Below are 22,879 nucleotides of genomic sequence, written 5' to 3'. Positions count from 1 at the left end.
GAATGATCCAAGTAAATCTGTTTGAGAGAAAAACCTTAAAAGCTTTATTCATGCCCGATAAAATACCGATAAAACAAAAGGAAGCTCAATTGAGCCTCCTTTTATGAAAAATTGTGGGACAGCAGTGATCTTCAGATTCCCTTTTTTATTGCAAATCTTGCTTGGAAAAAATAAAGTCATCTAAATAATTTGCTAAAATGGGCGTATAGCAAACAGACTTATTTTTATATGGCTTATCAACTTATTCCATTATCCATTCAAGCAACGGACAACATTCAGTGTCCCCATTGTCAACAAAACGTCATTAATTGGGCTGAAGAGCAGTATGTACAGCCCTGTGAACATACCTTATTTATTGCCATGGATATCGGTTTTGAATATATGACCGATGAATTTGAGCAAACCATGTCACGTTCGGTTGATGATCTGCATGCTAATGATGATCAGGTAAATATGTTTGCAGAAATCACGCAATCCACTTATCCCAATTATTTGATTTTTCAATCTGATTTGGGCATAGCAGGATATTCTCGTTATGTCGGTTTTACGGCATAAATAGAATCTAATATAAAAGCTCCCGAAGGAGCTTTTATATTTTGTAGTACTAAAAAAGTTTAGTTCTCGATGACTTCTTCTTCAACATCATCATCTGCCGTGTCCATGCCTAGTTCTTTGAGCTTGCGAGTCAGGGTATTACGTCCCCAGCCGAGCAATTCAGCAGCATGGCGTTTACGACCACGGGTTTGTTGTAAAGCGGCAGTAATCAGAGTGCGTTCAAACATGGGTGTGGCAATGTCCAAAATCTTCATTTCACCGTTTTTAAGCTTTTGGATCGCCCATTGAGCCAATAATTCATCCCAGTGATGCAGTGAAACACGATCAAAATTACTGTGTGGTTGGGCTTCATCACCCGAACGTTGAATTGGAATTTGTTTCAATTCAGACGGTAAATCTTCAGGGTAAACCTCACGTCCAGTAATCATGACTGTAAGCCAGCGACAGGTATTTTCTAACTGACGGACGTTGCCTTGCCAGGGTAATTGTTGCATGTACTCTTGGGTTTCTGGACGCAAGATTTTAGGATTCACCCCTAATTCTTTACCAGCGCGTGCCAAGAAGTGCTGCGCCAACATTGGAATGTCTTCACTACGATGGGCCAGTTTTGGAATGTGAATACGGATCACGTTCAGGCGATGATATAAATCTTCACGGAAGCGACCATCATGAACCAGTTTTTCCAAGTCTTGGTGAGTTGCTGCGACTATACGCACATCCACTTTGACCGGGATATGACCACCGACACGATAGAATTCACCATCTGCCAAGACACGCAGTAAACGTGTTTGGGTTTCAAATGGCATGTCCCCAATTTCATCTAGAAATAAGGTACCGCCATTGGCCTGTTCAAAACGACCTTGACGTTGCGAGTTGGCTCCGGTAAATGCGCCTTTCTCATGACCGAAAAGTTCAGTTTCAATCAGGTCTTTTGGAATAGCAGCCATATTTAAGGCAATAAAAGGCTTGCTGCTACGTGGCGAATGGCGATGCAGGGCATGTGCAACCAGTTCTTTACCTGTACCAGATTCACCATTAATCAGTACGGTAATATGCGACTGTGACAAACGGCCAATTGCACGGAAAACTTCCTGCATTGCAGGTGATTCACCAATGATTTCGGTCGTTTGAATAGGCGGTGCTGTTTTTGCAGATTCTTGTTGTTGTAACTTGGCAATATGCAAAATTGCACGATTCACCAATGCCAATGCTTCATCAATATCGAACGGTTTTGGTAAATATTCAAAAGCACCGGTTTGATAGCTGGATACCGCAGATTCCAGGTCTGAATGAGCGGTCATAATAATGACAGGCAAATCCGGATGGCTACCTTTCACTTTACCCAAGAAAGTGAGACCGTCGATTCCCGGCATGCGGATATCTGTCAAAATTACATCAGGCGCATCTATATTAAGTTGATCGAGCGCAGATTGTGCTTCTTCAAAACTGGTAACGTCAAAACCTTCTTCTTTGAATGTTTTTTCCAGTACCCAGCGCATGGCGCGATCATCATCAATTACCCATATTTTATTTCGCGACATGGTTAAACTCCCAAGGTAAATATAAGCTAAAGACTGTTTTTCCTGGAACTGATTGGCATTCAATCATTCCGCTATGTTGATGCATAATATTCTGTGCAATGCTCAAACCGAGCCCTGTGCCTTTAGCACGTCCTGTGACCAGTGGATAAAACACCGATTCTAAAATTTCTTCCGGTACACCCGGGCCATTGTCTTCAATATCAATACGAACAGCAGAGCGCTTTAACACACCATTAATGGTGACTAGACGCTGAATCCGTGTTCGCAAAATAAGTTCAGGCTGATGGTCTACAAAGAATTCTTTATTTTCCATCATGGCTTGGACTGCATTTACACTAATGTTGAGCATGACCTGAATCAGTTGATCGCGGTCTGCCATGACATCGGGTAGAGACAAATCATAGTCACGGGTGATTTTGATTTTCTTTTTAGTTTGATTGGTAATGAGTGAGCGCACGCGTTCGAGTGGCTCATGTACATTGACTAATTCATAGCTTGGCAATTGGCGCGAGCCGAGCATGGTGTCCGCCAGGTTACGTAAACGATCCACTTCACTAATGATAATGTCAGTGAATTCTGAATATTGAGGATCATTTAAGCTGCGTGCCAGCAATTGGGTTGCACCACGGATGCCGCCTAAAGGATTTTTAATTTCGTGCGCCACACCACGAATCAGCTGTCGTGCAACCTGGTGTTGTTGAATCAGGTTTTCTTCTTTAGAGATTTTCAACATCCGATCAATCGGATTTAATTCTATCAGTAGAAGCGGGTGATACGGCTTTTGAGCGTTTATTTGTGAAACAGTATAATCCACATGGATATCTTTAAAGTTGACACTAATGGTGGCTTCACGACGGGTATAAGGCTGTCCTGTGACGAAAGTATTCAATAACGCTTCTTCGGTATTAAACTCATCATCAGGCATATGCAGTAAATTTAAGACGGGTTGACCTGAAGCACGCAGCAAACTGATGTCAAACAAAGCTTCACAAGAAGAATTTAAATAAAAAATATTCAGCTGGCTATCGACCAGTAAAATGGCGGTGGTTAAGTTATCCACTAAAAGGCGATAGTCGATCCCGGCGGGTTGATCCATTAGCGAAAGCATCCTGTATTAAAATAGCGCAATGGCATCTGCACTTCTTGTCATTTCTCCCTGTTATGGGACATTCAACGAGTTAAACGTTGTCGAAATAAAGCAAAATGCACGCCAACTTTGAGCACGTGTGGAAATAAAAATTCTGACGCTATAAAAGTGTGCTTTTTGTTGTTTGATTACAGAATTTACATAGCATAGTAAAGGAAATAAAAATATTAGTGAACCAAAATGGTGCATTTAAAATATTTGGTAAAAATATAGGCATATTTTGGTGCGTGATGCAAAGAGTCGGCTTTCTACCTATTTTTATGATCGGAAAAGACATACAATACGCGGATTATAGTGGAGTGCAGATTCATGAAATCCCCCAAAGTCGGTTTCGTTTCTTTAGGTTGTCCTAAGGCATTGGTAGATTCTGAACGAATTTTAACTCAGTTAAAGACTGAAGGTTATGATGTAGCATCGGATTATGATGGTGCTGATTTAGTTGTTGTGAATACGTGTGGTTTTATTGAATCTGCCGTACAAGAATCGTTAGATGCAATTGGTGAAGCCATGAGCGCAAATGGTCGTGTCATTGTGACCGGTTGTTTGGGTAAAGATGAAGACAAAATTCGTAAAATGCACCCGAATGTCCTTAAAGTGACAGGTGCCGCGGCATATCAAGAAGTGATGGAGGCCGTACACGAGTACGTACCTGAACCACCAAAGCATAACCCGTTTATTGACCTTGTTCCTGAACAGGGTATTCGTTTGACTCCTAAACATTATGCCTATTTGAAAATATCGGAAGGCTGCAACCATCGTTGTACATTCTGTATTATTCCAAGTATGCGTGGTGATCTGGTTTCACGTCCTGTGGGTTCTGTTTTAAGCGAAGCACAAGCGTTGAAAAAAGCCGGTGTAAAAGAAGTCTTGGTCATTTCTCAAGATACATCTGCCTATGGTGTAGATACCAAGTACAAGCTGGATTTTTGGAACGGTCAGCCGGTTAAAACCAAATTCTTCGACATGTGTGAAGCTTTAGGTCAACTCGGTATTTGGGTGCGTCTACATTACGTTTATCCATATCCACATGTGGATGCGGTGATTGACTTAATGGCACAAGGTAAAATCCTGCCATATCTAGACATTCCTTTTCAGCATGCCAGTCCGCGCATCTTGAAATTGATGAAGCGACCAGCCCATAGTGAAAATACGCTTGAACGTCTTAAACTTTGGCGTGAAAAATGCCCTGAATTGGTGATTCGTTCAACATTCGTGGTTGGCTTCCCGGGTGAAACTGAAGAAGATTTCCAGATTTTGCTTGAATGGCTCAAAGAAGCACAGCTTGATCGCGTAGGTTGCTTTACCTATTCACCTGTTGAAGGTGCGACAGCAAATGATCTTCCAGACCATGTGCCTGAAGAAATCAAGCAAGACCGTTATGAACGTTTCATGCAAGTACAGCAAGAAATTTCAGCAGCCAAACTGCAAAAACGTATTGGTCAAACCATGACAGTACTGGTTGATGATTTGGAAGATGAATTTCCGGTGGCTGTGGCACGTTCTTATGCAGATGCACCTGAAATTGATGGTAATGTCTTTGTAGAAGATATTGATAAGAGTCAAATTAAAGCCGGCGATTTGCTTGAAGTCGAAATTACCGATGCAGATGAATATGATTTATATGCGAAGTTAATTCGAGTCAAGTCTGCTTGATCTGTCATAAAAGTATACGAATAAAAGTTTAGATATTGGAAGATTCGGAGATTTCCTGATGTTGGATTCAAAAAAACCCCGTTATGCACGCATTTTGCTTAAGCTTTCTGGTGAGGCACTTGCAGGAAATAAGGACATGGGGATTGATGCACAAGTGCTTGATCAAATGTCTTTAGCGATTGCTCATTTGGTGGGTTTGGGTGTTCAAGTCGGTATCGTGGTTGGCGGTGGTAACCTGTACCGCGGTAGCCAATTGCAAAAAGATGGTTTGGTTGGTCGTGTAACAGGTGACCAAATGGGCATGCTTGCAACTGTTATGAACGGTTTGGCATTACGTGATGCTTTGGTACGCCGTAACATCAAAACCCGTTTAATGTCTGCTTTGCCAATTGGTGCAGTAGTTGAAGCGTATTCAAGCCGTGATGCCATCCGTCATTTGACTCAAGGCGAAGTGTGCGTATTTGTTGCGGGTACAGGTAATCCATTCTTTACTACTGACACAGCTGCTTGCTTGCGTGGTATTGAAATTGAAGCCAACTTGATCTTAAAAGCCACTAAAGTGGATGGCGTATATAATAAAGATCCAAGCAAATATGACGATGCGGTAAAATATGAAACACTTACATTTGACCAAGTGTTAGATGAAAAGTTAGGCATCATGGATTTAACTGCGATCTGCTTGTGCCGTGATCATAATGTGCCACTACAAGTATTCGATATGAATAAGTCGGGTTCATTGCTTTCAGTGGTTATGGGTGAAAAAGAAGGGACTCACGTTACCAATTAATGACGTGAGCCTGAAAGCTCTTTATACTACACGCTATTTAGTAATTATATCTCTTAGAATTAAGTAAGGAAGATCATATGATTAACGATCTTAAAAAAGACAGCGAAGACCGCATGAACAAGACTTTAGAGTCTTTAGAACATGGTTTTGCTAAAGTTCGTACTGGCCGCGCGCATCCATCAATCTTGAATGGTGTGATGGTTCCTTACTATGGCTCTGATGTGCCTTTAAACCAAGTGGCAAACGTGGGTCTTGAAGATTCACGTACATTGTTGGTACAACCATTTGAACGTACAATGGTTTCAGCAATTGATAAGGCTATTCGTGAAGCAGGTTTGGGTTTAAATCCGATTACTGCTGATGCGATTCGTGTGCCAATGGCTGCACTAACTGAAGAAACACGTCGTGACATGCAGAAAGTTGCACGCACTGAAGCTGAAAATGCCAAAGTTGCGATCCGTAACATCCGTCGTGATGTATTGGGCGACATCAAAGCATTATTGAAAGAAAAAGAAATTTCTGAAGATGATGATCGTCGTGCATCTGATGATATCCAGAAAATCACCGATAAATTTGTTGCTGAAGTGGACAAACGCCTTGCTGCGAAAGAAGCTGAATTGATGAAGGTCTAAGATTTAATGACCGTATCAGAAGACAGTTTACCTCTTCCAAAACATGTTGCCATCATTATGGATGGCAACAATCGTTTTGCAAAAAAAATGCAAATGCAAAAGGGTGCTGGACACCGTGAAGGGAAGAATGTCCTGGATCCGATTGTTGAGCACTGTAGAAAAAAACAAATTCAAGCGTTAACCGTTTTTGCATTTTCTAGTGAAAACTGGAATCGTCCTCAATTTGAGGTTGATTTACTCATGGCATTGTTAGAAGAAACAATCCATGAGCAACTGCCTCGAATGGAAAAATTCAATATTGCCTTATGTTTTATTGGTGATCGTTCTCGTTTATCTGCGCATTTACGTGAGTTGATGTTGCAAGCCGAACAAAGGACTGCTAAGTTCGACAGCATGACTTTGACCATCGCGATTAGTTACGGTGGTATGTGGGATATGGCGCAGGCTGCAAAACAAATTGCAGCGGATGTTCTGGCAAAAAAAGTCGCAGTTGAAGATATAAATGTTGAGTTGTTTGGGCAACATGTCAGTATGGCGGATTTACCCGCGGTAGATTTACTGATCCGCACGGGTGGTGATTATCGTTTGTCGAATTTTTTACTTTGGCAAGCCGCTTATGCTGAGTTGTATTTTACCCAAACCTTATGGCCTGAATTTACCGTTGAAGAATTCGATGATGCGTTAGCAGTCTTTGCTGGGCGTGAACGTCGTTTTGGTAAAACTTCAGAGCAAATCCAACAAGAGAAACTTGAGAATTAATAAATGTTAGAGCGGATTATAACCGCATTGGTATTGGTAGCAGTTGTACTTAGTTGTATGTTTGCTACACAGTCTCAGTATCCAATGTTTGTGCTGATGATTGTTGCAGCAGGGGTCGCAGGGTATGAGTGGTTTAAACTTATGCCAGGAAAAAATAAAAATCTGGTGAAACCCTTTGCTTGGGGTTATGGATTAGCGACAGCAGCATTAGCAACTTTGGCATTATATTTTAATGATATCGCTCTATTACTTTGGGCAGCTTCCATTTTTTCCTGGATTTTAAGCATCTTTTGGGTTAAATCATATCCAAGTTATGATGGATGGTATAATTCAAGCTTAAATGTGATTGGATTTATTTTAATTTCTGCTGCAGTGACCGCAATTTTCTCAGTCTGGAATAGCTCGCCATGGTGGCTGATGTACCTGTTTTTACTGGTATGGGGGGCAGACAGTGGCGCTTATTTTGTCGGGCGTAAATTGGGTAAGAAAAAACTGGCACCCGATGTGAGTCCAAATAAATCGGTTGAAGGTTTATATGGCGGCATCTTCACTGCAATGATTATTGTGGTAGTGGTCGAAGTTGTTTATTTAGATTTAACTTTGGCTCAGCATATTCTGTTTTTAATTTTATCTGTAGTCACTGTATTTAGTTCTGTATTGGGCGATTTGTTCGAGTCCATGATCAAACGTCGTGCCGGAATTAAAGACTCGGGTCGTATTCTGCCAGGGCATGGCGGGGTGCTTGACCGTATTGATTCATTGCTTGCTGCTGCTCCAATTTTTGCTGCAGGCATGTATGTTTTAAAACTTATTGGTGTAGATTTATAGATGTCACAATCTGTTTGTATATTAGGTGTAACGGGTTCCATTGGTCAAAGTACCTTAAAAATTCTGCAGCAGCATTCTGAAAAGTATTCTGTATTTGCAGTCACGGCGCATAGTCGAATTTTGGAACTTGTGGAAATATGCAAACAGTATCGACCGAAAATTGCAGTTGTTCCCTCAAATAAGGTTGATGAACTCAAGCAACATTTTCAAAATCAAAATCTTAACGATATTGAAATTTTGACCGATGAAGCCGGCTTGATTGCCGTTGCTGAACATGCAGATGTCGATGTGGTCATGGCAGCCATTGTTGGTGCGGCAGGTCTATTGCCTACATTGGCTGCGGTAAAAGCGGGTAAGCGAGTCTTGCTGGCGAATAAAGAAGCGCTGGTGATGTCGGGTGACCTGATGATGCAAGCTGCACATGATTATCATGCGGAATTGCTTCCAGTCGATTCTGAACATAATGCTATCTTTCAATGCTTACCTCAGAATTATTTCCAAACAGAACGTAACGGTCAGCCTAAACAGGGGGTGTCGCGTATTTTGCTTACCGCCTCTGGTGGGCCATTTTTAAATCATAGTCTTGAACAATTACAAAATGTGACACCTGCACAAGCGTGCAAGCATCCAAATTGGTCGATGGGGCAAAAAATCTCTGTTGATTCTGCGACTTTAATGAATAAAGGCTTGGAACTCATTGAAGCCTGTCATCTCTTTGCAATTTCAGAACAGTTTGTAACAGTGGTTGTACATCCACAGAGTATTATTCATTCTATGGTTCAATACGTGGATGGTTCGACTTTGGCACAAATGGGCAATCCTGATATGTGTACGCCAATTGCGCATGCGCTAGCATGGCCAGAGCGTATTCAAACCCATGTGCCTGCCTTGGATCTATTTGTGAATCATCAACTGGATTTTCAAGAACCTGATACCACTCGTTTCCCCGCATTGAAACTGGCTCGACAAGCAATGCAAAGTGGTGGTTTGGCACCCGCAATTTTAAATGCTGCGAATGAGATTGCTGTTGAAGCATTCTTGAAAAATAGCATTGGCTTTACTGAAATTCCTCAAGTGGTTGAACAAACCTTGAATCAGGTTGAAAGTGGTGCGGCGGAATCGATTGAACTTATTTTACAAGCTGACCGAGTTGCTCGTTCTGTAGCACAGCAAATTGTCATCAATAAAGGAAACTAAATCATGAGTGCCTTGTTTATTGTTGTGGCAGCCATTCTTTTGCTTGGACCGCTCATCGCGATTCATGAGTTTGGGCATTATATTGTTGCACGTAAACTCGGTGTGAAAGTTTTAGTCTATTCAATTGGTTTTGGACCAACATTATTTAAATGGACGTCTAAGAAGTCTGGCATTCAATATCAACTTTCTGCATTGCCCTTAGGTGGCTATGTGAAAATGTTGGACGAGCGCGAAGGTAGCGTGGCGGAAGAAGATTTACCAAAAGCCTTTAATCGTCAGCATCCATGGAAGCGAATTGCGATTGTGGCTGCAGGTCCATTGATTAATTTAGCTTTTGCTGTGGTTTTATTCTGGATTTTATTTATCCCATCCCAAGAACAACTGAATACTCGTGTTGGTAAAGTGTTACCGAATACACCTGCTGCAACTGTTCAAATGCAAGTGGGTGACAAAATTACAACAGTGGATGGTACTGAAACCAATACATGGGAAAAATTGAATTTTGCTTTGGTTGACCGTGTAGGTGAAACAGGTTCAATTGAAATTCAGGTAGAACGTGATGGGCAAATTAAAACCTTTCAATTACCCATTCAAAATTTCTTAAAAAATCAAAATCAATCTGCATTAGACAGTTTAGGCTTTATGCCATATCGCCCACACATTCCTGCCATTGCCACTAAACTTAGTGAAGATGGTGCAGCGATTCGTCAAGGGATGAAAGAAGGCGATAAAATTGTTGCGATTGATGGCGTAAAAATGAATGACTGGTTTGATGTGGTTCAAGTGGTTCAGGCTTCACCAGAAAAATTGTTAAAAATAGATGTGTTACGTCAAAATCAATTGCTGCATTTGCACGTGATGCCACAAGCCAAACGTGACAACATGGGGAATGTTTCAGGTATGCTTGGCGTACAGAATATTCCAGGGGAAATAAATATACCTGCAGATTATAAACAAATGATTCAATACAGTCCGACTGAAGCATTTGTGATGGCGGTTGATAAAACGGGTCAAATTTCAGGTATGATTTTGAACTCGATCGTCAAAATGTTTCGTGGTTTAATTGGCCTGGATAATTTATCCGGCCCGATTACCATTGCGAAAGTGGCAGGACAAAGCGCGGAAATGGGTTGGCAGACCTTTATCTCTTTTATGGCTTTAATGAGCGTGAGTTTGGGTATTTTAAATTTATTACCAATTCCTATGCTGGATGGTGGACATTTAGTTTACTATTTTATTGAGCTGATTCGTGGTAAACCTGTTTCTGAACAAATACAATTGGTTGGTTTAAAAATTGGTATGGTACTGCTCGGCAGCATGATGCTCCTTGCATTATTCAATGACTTCATGCGTTTATAACAACGTAAATACGAAATAAATTAACATCGGAAAAGACTGGCATGCAGCACACACATTTATTTATGCCTTTGGCGCTCATTAGTGCAATGGCAGCAGTACAACAAGTATATGCAGCAGATGAATTCATTGTCCGCGATATTAAAATTGACGGGCTTGTTCGTTTAACGCCAACAAATGTCTATGGGATGTTGCCTGTCAATGCTGGCGATCGTGTCGATGATACGACTATTGCAAATTCAATTCGTGCTTTGTATGCCACGGGCTTGTTTGATGATATCAAAGCATCAAAAGAAGCGGATACGCTCATTTTTAGCGTGGTTGAACGTCCACTGATTTCCAAGGTTGAGTTTAAAGGGAACAAGCTCATTCCTAAAGAAGCACTTCAAGATGGGCTTAAAAAAATGGGCATTGCAGAAGGTGAGGTTTTGAAAAAATCTGCCCTGCAAACCATTGAAACAGAACTTGAACAACAATATATGCAGCAAGGTCGTTATGACGCTGATGTAAGTGTTAAAACAGTCGCTAAACCAAACAACCGTGTCGATTTAACTATTGAGTTTGTGGAAGGTAAAGCAGCTAAAGTTGTAGATATCAATATCATTGGTAATACTGTTTTTAATGAAAGCGATATCAAGCAAGCGTTTGCAGTGAAAGAAAGTAACTGGAGTTCGATTGTTACCCGTAACGATCGCTATGCCCGTGAAAAAATGGCAGCCAGTCTGGAAGCTTTACGTGCTCTGTATTTAAACAAAGGTTATATCAACTTTAATATTACCAATTCAAGTTTGAACCTGAGTGAAGATAAAAAGAATATCTTTGTTGAAGTCGCTGTTGAAGAAGGTGAGCAGTTCAAATTTGGTGAAACCAAGTTCCTGGGGGATGCACTTTATAAACCAGAAGAACTGAAAGCACTGCAAATTTACAAAGATGGCGAAACTTATTCTCAAGAAAAAGTAAATGCAGTCAAACAGCTTTTGCTTCGTAAATATGGTAATGCTGGTTATTACTATGCCGAAGTGAACATGGTTCCTGAAATTAATGAAGAAACTAAACTGGTTAATCTGAATTATTATATTAATCCAGGTCAACAAGTGACCGTACGTCGTATTAACTTTACTGGGAATACCAAAACAGCGGATGAAGTATTACGTCGTGAAATGCGCCAAATGGAAGGTGCATTAGCAAGTAATGAAAAAATTGACCTGTCTAAAGTTCGTTTAGAACGTACCGGCTTCTTTAAAACGGTAGATATTAAACCTGCTCGTATTCCAAATGTGCCAGATCAGGTTGATTTAAATATCAATGTTGAAGAGCAACATTCTGGAACTAGTACTTTGGCGGTTGGTTTCTCGCAAAGTGGTGGTGTGACCTTCCAAGCAGGTTTAAGTCAAACTAACTTCTTGGGTACAGGTAATAGTGTTTCTATCGATTTGTCTCGTTCAGAAACGCAAGATTATTATAATTTAAGTGTGACAGATCCGTACTTCACCATTGATGGTGTACGTCGTGGTTATAACATGTACTACCGTAAAACCAAGCTGGATAACGACTATAACGTCAATAACTATGTGACGGATAGTTTTGGTGGTGGTATCACTTTTGGTTATCCAATTGATGAGAACCAAAGCATTAGTGCTGGTCTGAATATTGATCAGACTAAGGTAACGGCAGGTTCTTATGTATCGACCTATGTTCGTGATTATTTACTTGCTAATGGCGGTAAATCAACGGATAAAGGTTCAAGTTGTCCAGCGGATGCTTCGGGTAATTCTCAACTCACTGTACCTGTATATGACACAGATGGAACAACTGTAATATCTTATACTTGTGCTGTATCAGAAGTTACATATGACAATGCTTTTGAAGGGGATTTCTTAACCTATAACTTGAATTTGGGCTGGTCGTATAACACCTTAAACCGTCCGGTATTCCCAACAAGCGGTATGTCACATCGTGTTAATGGTGAAATTGCATTACCAGGCAGTGATGTTGAATACCAAAAATTGACTTATGATGCTCAAGCATTCTTATCATTACCCTATGACTTTGTGCTTCGTGGTTATGGTAAGTTAGGTTATGGTAATGATTTGCCATTCTATAAAAACTTCTATGCGGGTGGTTTTGGTTCAGTTCGTGGTTATGACAACAGTACATTGGGACCGAAATATCCGGGTGTAACGTATAATGAGTCCAAAACTAAAGATTATAATCCTGAAGAAGTTGGTGGTAATGCTCTAGTACAATTTGGTGCAGAACTTGCATTACCTCTTCCGTTTAAAGGGGATTGGACGCGTCAGGTTCGACCAGTACTTTTTGCTGAAGGTGCACAAGTATTTGACACCCAGTGTAAAGTCCCTAGCGGAAACTTGTATTTAAATGGTACCGCAACTGATCCGGGTATCAGTGCTAAACAATATTGTGAAGATAATTTTGGATTTGATGCGAATAACATGCGTTATAGCGTAGGTGCTGGCTTTACCTGGATTACCATGATTGGCCCACTTTCACTCAGTTATGCTTACCCATTGAATGAAAAATCGGGTGATAATACTAAAAATATCCAGTTTGAAATTGGTCGTACTTTCTAAGGTGACGTAAGAATAATTTAGGTTGTGTTAATACATTTATCGGGTGTATTGACACAATCAAACTTAAAGAGAATATGATGCAAAAAATGATGATGGTGATGGGTATCGCCTTGGCAAGCACGACCTCTTTAACGCAGGCTGCCGGTTACGGAGTGATTGATTTAGAGCGTCTTGTGGAAAATAGTAGCTATTTAAAGCAGCAAAATATAACTGTACAGCAAAAAATCAAGCCACAAACTACTAAAATTGAGCAGTTATCTAAAGAGCTTGAAGCATTACAGCAACGGGCACAATCCAATACCAAATTTACAGATGCAGAAAAGCAAAAGCTTTCGGCACAGTATCAAGCCAAGCTTCAAGAATTGAATCAATTACAGCAATCTGTACAGTACAGCGTACAAGATTCGATTCAACAAATTCGTAATGTTTTTGACGCGCGTGTGAAGCAAACTGCGGAACAATTGCGTAAAGAAAATAATTTAGATGTTGTTTTGAATAAAAATTCAGCGCTTGCCTATGACCCTAAATATGATTTAACTGATAAAATGATTCAAAAGGTCAATATTATTAAGTAATCAATGAATCCTAGACAATTTCGCTTAGAAGATCTTGCTCGCCTTGTACAAGGCGAGTCTGTCGGTCAATCTGATTTAATGTTACAAGGATTGGCAAGCTTAGATGTCGCTCAAGCCAAACATATTGCATTTGTAAATTCTGAAAAATATTTAGATCATGCACGTGCTTCAGAAGCAGGTGCACTGATTGTCACTACAGCTTTAAAATCACAGCTAGATACACATAATAATTTTATTGTGGTTGATAATCCTTATCTGGCTTTTGCCATCCTGACGCATGTCTTTGAAAAAAAACATACGCAACAGGGTATCGAAAGTACAGCTCGAATTCATTCCTCTGCCATCGTAGCTGATAGTGCCTATATTGGACATTATGTGGTGATCGGTGAAAATTGTGTGGTGGGTGATGAAACAGTCATTCAATCGCACGTTAAAATCGATGATGATGTAGAAATTGGCAAACAATGTTTTATTGATTCACATGTCACTTTAACGGGTGAAACGAAAGTAGGTGATCGAGTACGTATTCATGCCAACAGTGTGATTGGTGGAGAAGGTTTTGGCTTCGCACCTTATCAAGGTAAATGGCATCGTATTGCACAACTAGGGTCAGTTAAAATTGGCAATGACGTGCGAATTGGATCAAATTGCAGTATCGACCGTGGTGCATTGGACGACACAATTCTAGAAGATGGCGTGATTATTGATAACCTTGTGCAAATTGCCCATAATGTCAAGATTGGTGCCAATACAGCGCTTGCAGCAAAATGCGGTATTGCGGGTAGTACCACAATTGGCAAAAACTGTATATTTGCGGGTGGAGTAGGTGTGGTCGGTCACATTAATATTGCAGATAATGTGACAATTACCGGCATGTCAATGGTCACAAAAAGTATTTCTGAGGCGGGAAGCTATTCTTCAGGAACACCAATGTTGGAAAGTTTACACTGGAAACGTGCTGCTGTACGCTTTAAACAATTAGCAGATGTGCCATTGACCCAATTAGTGAAACGGCTTGATCATATACAGGCTCAAATAGAGTCCCTTGAATCAACTTTTAAGCGTAAATAGAATATGATGACCGAGTCGAATACTGCTGCATTTACGAAACCTGAATTGCCAATGCACATTCAACAAATTCGTGAATATTTACCTCACCGCTATCCATTCTTATTGGTCGATCGCATTGTAGATGTGACTGATAATGGCATCGTGGGCTATAAGAATGTTTCAATCAACGAAGAGTTTTTACAGGGGCACTTCCCGGGCTACCCGATTATGCCAGGCGTTTTGATTGTTGAGGCATTAGCCCAAGTCTCTGGTATACTTGGTTTTATCATGAATAATGAAAAACCTGGTCCAGGATCACTGTTTCTTTTTGCGGGTGTTGAAAAAGTCCGTTTTAAAAAACAGGTCGTTGCTGGTGACCAATTGGTATTAAAATCAGAATTGGTTATGCACAAACGTGGCATTTACAAATATAATTGTATCGCCACAGTGGATGGCGTTGTAGCAACAACCGCGGAAATTACGGTTTCGCATCAGAAAATAGAGCAGGCATGAGTAATAACGATTTAATTCACCCAACCGCCATTATTGACTCATCTGCAGTAATTGCTTCAGATGTACAAATTGGTCCTTATTGTATTATTGGGCCGCAGGTCAGCATTGGTGAAGGCACCAAGCTACATTCACATGTAGTAATTGGTGGCTATACTCGCATTGGGAAAAACAACGAAATATTTCAGTTTGCGAGTGTGGGTGAAGTATGTCAGGATTTAAAATATGCTGGCGAAGAAACCTGGCTTGAAATTGGCGATCACAATTCCATTCGTGAACATTGCAGTTTACACCGTGGTACGACGCAAGATCAGGGCATTACCAAAATTGGTAGCCATAACTTATTGATGGTGAATACCCATATTGCACATGACTGTGTGGTGGGGGATCATAATATTTTTGCCAATAATGTCGGTGTTGCTGGACATGTTCATGTTGGTGACTATGTGGTGGTGGGTGGAAACTCAGGTATTCATCAATTCTGCAAAATCGATTCTTTTAGTATGATTGGCGGTGCTTCGTTAATTTTGAAAGATGTACCCGCTTATGTGATGGTTTCAGGCAATCCGGCACATGCCTTTGCAATGAATGTAGAAGGGATGCGTCGTAAAGGTTGGTCTAAGAATGTGATCCAGGGATTGCGTCAAGGATTTAAATTGATCTACAAGGAAGGTTTAACCACCGAACAGGCGATTCAACAGATTCGTGCGGAAATCCTGCCTGAAGTTCCTGAAGTTCAGTTGCTGATTGACTCTTTGGAACAATCGAAGCGTGGTATTGTTCGTTAATCGAATATGCTGCTCAATAAAAAAGACACCTTCTATGGTGTCTTTTTTATTGTTTTATTTCTTTAAATAACCTGCTTCTTCCGACTTCGGATAATCTTTGAGTAGCTTGGTCTTAAGTTGATTGGCCAATATTGTATTACGGTCTACATCTTTGGCGATACTGTGAAGCTGGTACAGCGCTCGAGCTGCTTTAGCTGAATTCGGATATTGATTGATTACAATATTGTAATTCTTTTTCGCTTCAGTGTAATTGGTCGGTTCAATGGCTAAATTGAATTCTGCCAACCAGAAATAAGCATTACTAATATAAACACTGTTAGGATTATTTTTAATAAAGTTTTTCATCGGTGCAATGGCTTTTTTTGCACCACCTTGTTTATAGGCATCTAAAGCCACAGTATAAGCAGCTTTGTCCAGATCAGCCGGAGAGGGTTGAGTATTTGCTTGAGTACTAACAGCTGCTGGTGAGATAGTGGTTGACTTTGCTGCTACTGGAGTTGGGGTATTTACGGTGCTGGGAGAAGTATCCTGTTGGTTATCCTCCTCTGGAGTTGCACTTTCTGGATCCACTTTTTGTTGCAAGAGTTCTAAACGCTGATCCAAATCGGTATAGCGATTGGTGAGTTCATGTTTCAGTTTTTCAATTTCATTGTCTTGCTCTTCAATTTTGCCACGTAATGCACGAACATCATTTTCTAATTGTTGATTTTTCTGCATGATTTGCCAATTCAGATTGGTCGGTACATTGGCAGTTGTGGCACCTGAATCAATAGCGACATTATTTGCACTTGGTTCAATGCTCGTTTGGCTTAAACCGCGAGATTCAATTGGAATGTTGGCATAAAGCGAAGCTGAGCTAAGTAAGGTGAGTACACATAAAGCATGCTGTTTGAGCATCATAAAAACATCCATTTCGTATTCTTAGGCATATTCAAAATTTGCGACATTTAGAATGTACCAGTTTAAAAGATCTGACCACATTAAAAACGTCCATGCCGTGAAATGCAATATGCATTTACAAACTTGTGGTAGGTTTAAAGTAATTGATAGTCCAGATAAAAATATACAAAAATGCTATTTTTAATCAATATTGTTTTTTTAATAATCAAATAAAAGCGATGTGGCTCGAAAAGTGATTTGAAGGCTTGCAAGTTAAATAAAAATCTCTATACTCTAATCTTGCAATGGTAGCCCCGCTGGTGGCTTCGCAATTGTACTCTGTAAACCCCGCCAGGACCGGAAGGTAGCAACGGTAACAGATCTATGATGTGCCGAAGTTTTGCTAGTGGGGTTGCCACCAGTTTCTAAAATAATAATTCTTATTCTATTCCTCTCTTAAAAATCATCCTCTTTTCTTGTAATTGCTTTCATAATCGCATCCATTTCAAAACCCCGATACATCAAAAAGCGAATTTGCTTGGCTTTTAGTTTTGGCTCTTTTTCTACATTTGTACCGTATTTTTTAACTTTCAGTTGATAAGCCTGTTCATTCCAGTCGGTTTCTTTTAGTTCTTCCTGAATTAAACTGGCATCAATTTTTTTTGATTTTAAAGCCAGCTTAATTCGGTTTGGACCTTTCCCTTTTCTTTTTTGACTCGACAGCATAATTTCTGCGACACGTTGGTCACTTTGATAATTTTCTTTGGCTAACTCATCCACCAGTTTCAGCACCTCATCACGATCCATGGCATACAGTGCCAGTTTTTCGATCAGGTCAGCTTTTGAGTATTCTTTGCGTGTCAGTACGGCAAAGGCATACGAGCGCAAACGTGAGCCTGTGAGACCTTTAGGCTTGGGCTGTGGCTCATCTTCAAAGTGTAATGCTTCGGACTCTAGGATGGGGGCTTGTGGGGCAGATGTCGCTTCTGTCGATGAATCATCAAATTGTTGTTTCATGCTTTCATAGTCAAGCAGTTTGGGAAATTTTGGATTAGTCATAGTGTTGTATCTATCACATCAAATAAAAAACGCCCCGTAGGGCGTTTTACAGTTTAACTCGAAAAATTCGACTTTAACATCATGCTGATTAAGCATCTAGGAAGTCTGGTTCTTCTTCGTCTTTTTCTTCAATTGGCTTGGTCACAGGGGTTAACAGCTTTTCGCGAATCAGACGGTCAAGCTCCTGTGCAATTTGAGGGTTTTCCTCTAAATGGCGGATCACGTTATTTTTACCCTGACCAATTTTATTACCTTGATATGAATACCAGGCACCTGCTTTTTGTACCAGTTCTTGAGCTACTGCAAGATCAACCAGCTCACCCAGTTGATTCACACCTTTACCATACAAAATCTGGAATAAAGCTTCTTTGAACGGAGGTGCCATTTTGTTCTTCACGACTTTAACCCGTGTTTCAGAACCGACAATTTCGTCGCCTTCTTTCACTTGACCAATACGGCGGATATCCAGACGTACAGAAGCGTAGAATTTAAGTGCATTACCACCCGTTGTGGTTTCAGGACTACCGAACATTACACCAATCTTCATACGGATCTGGTTAATGAAGATCACCATACAGTTAGAGCGTTTTGCATTACCGGTAATTTTACGTAATGCCTGACTCATCAAACGTGCCTGTAAGCCGATGTGCGAGTCACCCATTTCGCCTTCAATTTCTGCGCGAGGCGTAAGGGCAGCCACGGAGTCGACAACGATCATGTCAATTGCACCAGAGCGAACCAGCATGTCTGCAATCTCAAGTGCCTGTTCACCATTGTCCGGCTGAGAAACCAACAGGTTGTCCAGGTCTACACCTAACTTGCGTGCATATTGAGGATCAAGCGCATGTTCAGCATCGATGAAGGCACATGTACCACCCGCTTTTTGACATTGTGCAATGGCTTGCAAAGTCATCGTGGTTTTACCTGAAGATTCAGGCCCGTAGATTTCAACGATACGACCTTTCGGCAAGCCACCAATACCGAGTGCGATGTCCAGTGTTAAAGAACCTGTAGATACCGCTTCGACAGCCAGTACGGTGTTATCACCAAGACGCATTACTGTATTTTTACCAAACTGTTTTTCAATTTGGCTTAGGGCAGCATTCAGCGCCTTACTTTTATTATCATCCATCTCACAACCTCAAAACGATGTCACAAACATATTAACTTAAGTGGATGTGTTACTTTAAAACGTGTTCCACTCAAGTATAGTGACAGATTCATTCTTTATGTTCTATATCAATTCAGTCAAATGCGACAGAATGTGACGCTTAAATTAATCATGACTATAAGACCAGTCTTGGTCAAATTGTTGATCATTATCTTGTTTAAATTTACTGATTTGCCGTCGATCTTTTTTACTCGGTCGATGTTCAGGTCGGGCTAGATTATGCAACTTTCTTTGGGTTGCAAGCAACTCTCGTTTTGCAATACTCACTTCTGTTTCTTCATACAGCAGTTGGGCAGCGGGTGCCGCACCACGATTCGCGGATAAAGCTTTAATCACAATGGTTTTTCGCTCAAAACCTTGTTGAATGGTCAGTTCCATTCCAATACGAACTTCTTTGGAAACTTTAACGCGTTCACCATTATGGTGGACTTTTCCGCCTTCAATCGCAGCTTTGGATATCGAACGTGTTTTAAAAAAACGTGCCGCCCACAGCCATTTATCTACACGCATACTTTCAACGGTGTTTTGTTGAGAAGGATTAGGCATATTTTTTCAAATCCTCTGCTTGTTCTAACATGACGATTAAATCGGTCAAGTCTTGTAAAATAGGATAAGGACTTTCAGTCCGTATATTTCCTTTAGATGAGGGCTGTGCAATGCTAATTAAATTCTGAATACCAAATTTTTCTGCACCTTTCAGGACTTTTTCTGTGTCATCGATAAAATAAGCGGATTTTTCTTGGAATGGATGTAGGGCATGCAGCTTTTGCCAGAATTCGATCGATTCTTTGGCATAACCAATGCTTTCACTGCTGATAATCACATCAAAATAATCAGCGATTTGGGTGTGTTCAAGTTTAAACTTTAAACCTTCGCAATCTGCATTGGTTGCAATCCAGCAGGCATAACCATTGGCTTTTAAATAATCGAGCAGTTCTATACAGCCAGAACGTAAAGCCACCTTATGTTTAAATTCATGTTGTAGTGCAAGAGTATCGACGCCAACTTTTGAACTCCAGAAACGGGTTGAATACCAATTTAGGGTATGATTATGCTCTTGATAAAACTGGAATAGCGATTCAGTACTTTGTTCGAGCGTGCAACCGTGCATGGCAGCATGGCGAATGGGAAGTTGATGATTCCAGATGAAATCATCATAAGCAAGGTCAAGGAGCGTGCCATCCATATCAAAAATAATAATTGGTCTTTCCATTCAATAATCTCCAATGTTTTTCAAAGTTCAACAAGGCGCATAGAAAAACCATACAATCACTGAAAATATTCATTTTTTGCACTCATCAATGCTTTTTAAATATTTTCAAAGTTCAACAAATTTGTTTACGTTTCAAGAAAAATTATGTACAAATCTGTGTACATATTTTTGTCTTGTACATGAATGTGAAAATTATAGCGCATTGGATGATACGTAGCATGTCTTTAAGTGATTCATGGTTGAAATCAAATAACGGTAAAGTACGCGATAAAGTTGAAGTGGTGACTGATCGTGATGCCTTGTCTGTTCGCATATCACCAAAGGGGAAAATGGTATTTCAGTACCGGTATCGCTTTAATGGAAAAGCCAAACGCATAGATGTTGGTACATATCCGTTAATGAGTTTAAAAGATGCCAGAATATTGGTGCAGAAATACAAAATCGAATTAGATCAAGGAAAGGACCCACTTCAGTTAAAGCTTAAGCGTGAAGATGACTATGCAAAGCAGCCGACTGTAAAGGAGATTTGTGATACCTGGTTTAACACGATTGGTATCAATAAGGTGGCATGTAAGGACGATTACCGAGCCTTTGAAATCCATGTTTACCCACGTGTCGGAAAACGTATTTGTGATGATATATCTCTGCAAGAATGGTCAGAGTTGTTATTCACAATCGTAACAAATGCAAGGACAGTAGCAGTAAAAATTCTAGGTAACTTAAAATTGATTATGCGGTGGGGATGTATTCACGGCAAGCTGAATAATCAACCTATCCAACATTTGAAAGCTGCCGATCTAAATGTTAAGAAGGTAAAGCGCTCACGTTACCTATCAGAACAAGAAGTATTTTGGGTGGTTCATGCATCACTTAGAAATAACGCCATGTCACCAAAAAACAAAGCCATAATTATCATGCTTCTATTTTTTGGATGCCGTGTTTCAGAATTGCGATTAGCCAAAAAATCAGACTTCGACTTTCAGGAAAATATTTGGTATATACCACCTGAAAATCACAAGATGGGGGATAGAACACACAAGCCAATTATTCGCCCCATCATTCCTCAAATTGTGCCATTTTTAAAGTATGTATTTTCATTATCGCCAGACAGTTGTGAATATGCTTTCCCTAATTTAAAAGGAAAGAAATACACCAGGCTAGAGAAGGGATTTCAGACCACAATTCCAATGTATGTCGGGAATAGCATTAAAAAGATATTTGATGTTGAGATTGATCAGTGGTCAACCCACGATTTACGTAGAACAATGCGAACACATATTTCAGAACTTGCACCACCGCATATTTGTGAAATTATGCTTGGGCATGGATTACCTGCGGTATGGGGAACTTATGACTTGCATGAATATTTAAGTGATCAGGCGCAAGCTTATGAAAAGTGGTTTTATAAGCTTTGCGCTATACTGGATAATTATGAGCGATTTGACATTAAAGGCTGTATATCAAGCGACTCAAGCAATCCATTTCTCTCTTCCCATAATGCTACAGCTTTGATTCCGTAGCGACTGCTTGATTTGCCGTGTGCTTTGATTAAAGGCTGAGGAAAATCCTTTCTACTACGCCAGTTAATCAAAGTACCCTTGGAAATACTGTACCGCTCCAACAACTCAGGAGTCGAAATATATAATCCCATTAAGACACCTCCTTCAAACTATTCATAACCGAACCCGATAAAATCGATTTGTGATTAATTTCTAAAATCTCATCAAGACTTACAAAAAATGGAACACTGTCAACCAGATCATTACCAGCAATTGTGTTTGGGCCATCAATACGTCGAACAACCCCAGTCACCACAATTACTTGACCTAAAAAGTTTTCAAATTGAGCCTTGATTGTGTCGCCAATTTTTACAACAGGTCTCTCAATCATAACTTCGCTCCCAAACTCACTTCAAAAGGTAACTTCACATCAACACTTGCTTCCTCGTTACGCATCCAGTAATCAACAGCAATGTGATAAATAGCCGATACCTGTTCAGCAGTAAGCGTTTTAACTGTGCCAGTTTTACAGATCACAAAAGGAGCAAGCTCATCAGCAAAGTCTTTTGCTATTTCGAGTATTTCAGTCATTGGCTGGCTCCTGTGCTTCGATTGCTTCTTCTTTGGTATCAAAAAACTTAACTTCTGTACCATGACGTTTTCCAAAGGCTAGCAATGCAAAGCAAGGCTTGTTACTTATTTCAATAACTTCAAGGCAATCAATCTCAACAATGGCATTAATGTCATTGTCACTGGTAATGGCATCTTTTATTCCATCAATACAGGTCCACTCATCCCAATCTTTTAACTTGAAGTAGTGGTGGGTATTGGATTCAGTTTTCTCTACAAACCCTTCCAGCACCGCTTGAGCTTTGGCTGCTTGCCACATATTCCAAGCGTCATTAGCCACAATGTTGAAATAACCGCCCATTGTTTTACTAAATTCCAGAATGTCTTTCCCGCGAATGGCGCATTCACGTCGATAAATTTCAGTTTTCTTAAAATTTGATTCGAAAGCTTCTTTTTGAATATCCATCACGCTCTCCAAGTCGCTTCTTTAAACTTTGCATCAGTGATTAGATCTTCAAT

The 22,879-nt window shown here is 40.3% G+C and carries 25 protein-coding genes and 1 other RNA gene; 15 read left to right on the top strand and 11 right to left on the bottom strand.

Annotated elements, in window-relative coordinates:
• Positions 1-228 precede the first annotated feature (228 nt).
• The gene (locus E0409_RS06765) at positions 229-555 is read left to right on the top strand and encodes a hypothetical protein (RefSeq protein ID WP_131289077.1); all 327 of its coding nucleotides are present in this window, start codon (positions 229-231) and stop codon (positions 553-555) included.
• 59 nt (positions 556-614) lie between these two features.
• On the opposite strand, the gene glnG is transcribed toward E0409_RS06765, so the two are convergent.
• Both glnG and glnL read right to left on the bottom strand, forming a co-directional pair.
• Positions 615-2,096, bottom strand: a complete 1,482-nt coding sequence (gene glnG / locus E0409_RS06760) for a nitrogen regulation protein NR(I) (RefSeq protein WP_131289075.1) — start codon at positions 2,094-2,096, stop codon at positions 615-617.
• Positions 2,083-3,192 carry a nitrogen regulation protein NR(II) gene (gene glnL, locus E0409_RS06755; RefSeq protein WP_131289073.1) on the bottom strand — a complete coding sequence of 370 codons (1,110 nt, stop codon included), beginning with the start codon at positions 3,190-3,192 and terminating at the stop codon, positions 2,083-2,085. The genes glnG and glnL overlap by 14 nt, the downstream gene beginning before the upstream one ends.
• A gap of 360 nt (positions 3,193-3,552) precedes the next feature.
• On the opposite strand from glnL, the gene rimO reads away from it, so the two are divergent.
• The 12 genes from rimO to lpxA all read left to right on the top strand — a co-directional run bounded on the left by rimO (position 3,553) and on the right by lpxA (position 15,969).
• Positions 3,553-4,896 (top strand): 30S ribosomal protein S12 methylthiotransferase RimO, encoded by a 1,344-nt coding sequence (gene rimO / locus E0409_RS06750; protein ID WP_131289071.1) that lies wholly within the window; start codon positions 3,553-3,555, stop codon positions 4,894-4,896.
• Between the two features lie 58 nt (positions 4,897-4,954).
• A complete protein-coding gene (gene pyrH / locus E0409_RS06745; RefSeq protein ID WP_067724540.1) occupies positions 4,955-5,683 on the top strand; it encodes a UMP kinase in 729 nt (242 codons plus the stop codon).
• 77 nt (positions 5,684-5,760) lie between these two features.
• Entirely contained in the window at positions 5,761-6,315 is a 555-nt protein-coding gene (gene frr, locus E0409_RS06740) for a ribosome recycling factor (RefSeq protein WP_131289069.1), read from the top strand.
• Between the two features lie 6 nt (positions 6,316-6,321).
• Positions 6,322-7,074, top strand: coding sequence for a polyprenyl diphosphate synthase (gene uppS, locus E0409_RS06735; RefSeq protein WP_131289066.1), 753 nt, complete (start codon positions 6,322-6,324; stop codon positions 7,072-7,074).
• 3 nt (positions 7,075-7,077) lie between these two features.
• On the top strand, positions 7,078-7,902 hold the full coding sequence (locus E0409_RS06730; protein WP_131289064.1) for a phosphatidate cytidylyltransferase: 825 nt from the start codon (positions 7,078-7,080) through the stop codon (positions 7,900-7,902).
• Positions 7,903-9,099, top strand: a complete 1,197-nt coding sequence (gene ispC / locus E0409_RS06725) for a 1-deoxy-D-xylulose-5-phosphate reductoisomerase (protein WP_131289062.1) — start codon at positions 7,903-7,905, stop codon at positions 9,097-9,099.
• Between the two features lie 3 nt (positions 9,100-9,102).
• A complete protein-coding gene (rseP, locus tag E0409_RS06720) occupies positions 9,103-10,458 on the top strand; it encodes an RIP metalloprotease RseP (protein WP_131289060.1) in 1,356 nt (451 codons plus the stop codon).
• Between the two features lie 41 nt (positions 10,459-10,499).
• Positions 10,500-13,046 carry an outer membrane protein assembly factor BamA gene (bamA, locus tag E0409_RS06715; RefSeq protein ID WP_131289058.1) on the top strand — a complete coding sequence of 849 codons (2,547 nt, stop codon included), beginning with the start codon at positions 10,500-10,502 and terminating at the stop codon, positions 13,044-13,046.
• A 77-nt stretch (positions 13,047-13,123) separates the two neighbouring features.
• Positions 13,124-13,621, top strand: coding sequence for an OmpH/Skp family outer membrane protein (locus tag E0409_RS06710; RefSeq protein WP_131289056.1), 498 nt, complete (start codon positions 13,124-13,126; stop codon positions 13,619-13,621).
• A gap of 3 nt (positions 13,622-13,624) precedes the next feature.
• Positions 13,625-14,692: a UDP-3-O-(3-hydroxymyristoyl)glucosamine N-acyltransferase gene (gene lpxD, locus E0409_RS06705; protein ID WP_131289054.1), complete on the top strand. Its 1,068-nt coding sequence runs from the start codon at positions 13,625-13,627 to the stop codon at positions 14,690-14,692.
• A 6-nt stretch (positions 14,693-14,698) separates the two neighbouring features.
• Positions 14,699-15,184 carry a 3-hydroxyacyl-ACP dehydratase FabZ gene (fabZ, locus tag E0409_RS06700; RefSeq protein WP_131289085.1) on the top strand — a complete coding sequence of 162 codons (486 nt, stop codon included), beginning with the start codon at positions 14,699-14,701 and terminating at the stop codon, positions 15,182-15,184.
• Positions 15,181-15,969, top strand: a complete 789-nt coding sequence (gene lpxA, locus E0409_RS06695; RefSeq protein WP_131289052.1) for an acyl-ACP--UDP-N-acetylglucosamine O-acyltransferase — start codon at positions 15,181-15,183, stop codon at positions 15,967-15,969. Before fabZ ends, lpxA begins: the two co-directional genes overlap by 4 nt.
• Positions 15,970-16,023: 54 nt before the next feature.
• Here lpxA and E0409_RS06690 read toward each other — a convergent pair whose 3' ends face one another.
• On the bottom strand, positions 16,024-16,869 hold the full coding sequence (locus tag E0409_RS06690) for a YbgF trimerization domain-containing protein (protein WP_131289050.1): 846 nt from the start codon (positions 16,867-16,869) through the stop codon (positions 16,024-16,026).
• A gap of 294 nt (positions 16,870-17,163) precedes the next feature.
• On the opposite strand from E0409_RS06690, the gene ffs reads away from it, so the two are divergent.
• Positions 17,164-17,260, top strand: an RNA gene (ffs, locus tag E0409_RS06685) — signal recognition particle sRNA small type.
• Positions 17,261-17,304: 44 nt separating this feature from the next.
• On the opposite strand, the gene E0409_RS06680 is transcribed toward ffs, so the two are convergent.
• The 4 genes from E0409_RS06680 to E0409_RS06665 form a co-directional block, all read right to left on the bottom strand.
• A complete protein-coding gene (locus E0409_RS06680; RefSeq protein WP_131289048.1) occupies positions 17,305-17,907 on the bottom strand; it encodes a regulatory protein RecX in 603 nt (200 codons plus the stop codon).
• An 88-nt stretch (positions 17,908-17,995) separates the two neighbouring features.
• Positions 17,996-19,039 (bottom strand): recombinase RecA, encoded by a 1,044-nt coding sequence (recA, locus tag E0409_RS06675; RefSeq protein WP_131289047.1) that lies wholly within the window; start codon positions 19,037-19,039, stop codon positions 17,996-17,998.
• Between the two features lie 144 nt (positions 19,040-19,183).
• Positions 19,184-19,624 carry an RNA-binding S4 domain-containing protein gene (locus E0409_RS06670; protein WP_131289045.1) on the bottom strand — a complete coding sequence of 147 codons (441 nt, stop codon included), beginning with the start codon at positions 19,622-19,624 and terminating at the stop codon, positions 19,184-19,186.
• On the bottom strand, positions 19,617-20,291 hold the full coding sequence (locus E0409_RS06665; protein WP_131289043.1) for an HAD-IA family hydrolase: 675 nt from the start codon (positions 20,289-20,291) through the stop codon (positions 19,617-19,619). The genes E0409_RS06670 and E0409_RS06665 overlap by 8 nt, the downstream gene beginning before the upstream one ends.
• 218 nt (positions 20,292-20,509) lie before the next feature.
• Here E0409_RS06665 and E0409_RS06660 point away from each other — a divergent pair, with 218 nt between their 5' ends.
• A complete protein-coding gene (locus E0409_RS06660; RefSeq protein WP_131289041.1) occupies positions 20,510-21,811 on the top strand; it encodes a tyrosine-type recombinase/integrase in 1,302 nt (433 codons plus the stop codon).
• On the opposite strand, the gene E0409_RS16705 is transcribed toward E0409_RS06660, so the two are convergent.
• From E0409_RS16705 to E0409_RS06640, 4 genes are read right to left on the bottom strand one after another with little or no spacing between them, the layout of a single operon-like run.
• The gene (locus E0409_RS16705; protein ID WP_131289039.1) at positions 21,721-21,942 is read right to left on the bottom strand and encodes a hypothetical protein; all 222 of its coding nucleotides are present in this window, start codon (positions 21,940-21,942) and stop codon (positions 21,721-21,723) included. The two genes, E0409_RS06660 and E0409_RS16705, sit on opposite strands and share 91 nt — an antisense overlap.
• Positions 21,942-22,181, bottom strand: coding sequence for a hypothetical protein (locus E0409_RS06650; RefSeq protein WP_131289038.1), 240 nt, complete (start codon positions 22,179-22,181; stop codon positions 21,942-21,944). The genes E0409_RS16705 and E0409_RS06650 overlap by 1 nt, the downstream gene beginning before the upstream one ends.
• A complete protein-coding gene (locus E0409_RS06645) occupies positions 22,178-22,381 on the bottom strand; it encodes a hypothetical protein (protein ID WP_131289036.1) in 204 nt (67 codons plus the stop codon). The genes E0409_RS06650 and E0409_RS06645 overlap by 4 nt, the downstream gene beginning before the upstream one ends.
• Positions 22,374-22,826 (bottom strand): hypothetical protein, encoded by a 453-nt coding sequence (locus E0409_RS06640; RefSeq protein ID WP_131289034.1) that lies wholly within the window; start codon positions 22,824-22,826, stop codon positions 22,374-22,376. The genes E0409_RS06645 and E0409_RS06640 overlap by 8 nt, the downstream gene beginning before the upstream one ends.
• Positions 22,827-22,879 lie beyond the last annotated feature (53 nt).

Source organism: Acinetobacter sp. ANC 4862 (genome assembly GCF_004336635.1).
Lineage (GTDB): Bacteria > Pseudomonadota > Gammaproteobacteria > Pseudomonadales > Moraxellaceae > Acinetobacter.
Note: the sequence above shows the minus strand (reverse complement) of the source record. Positions and strands in the feature narration are given on the sequence as shown.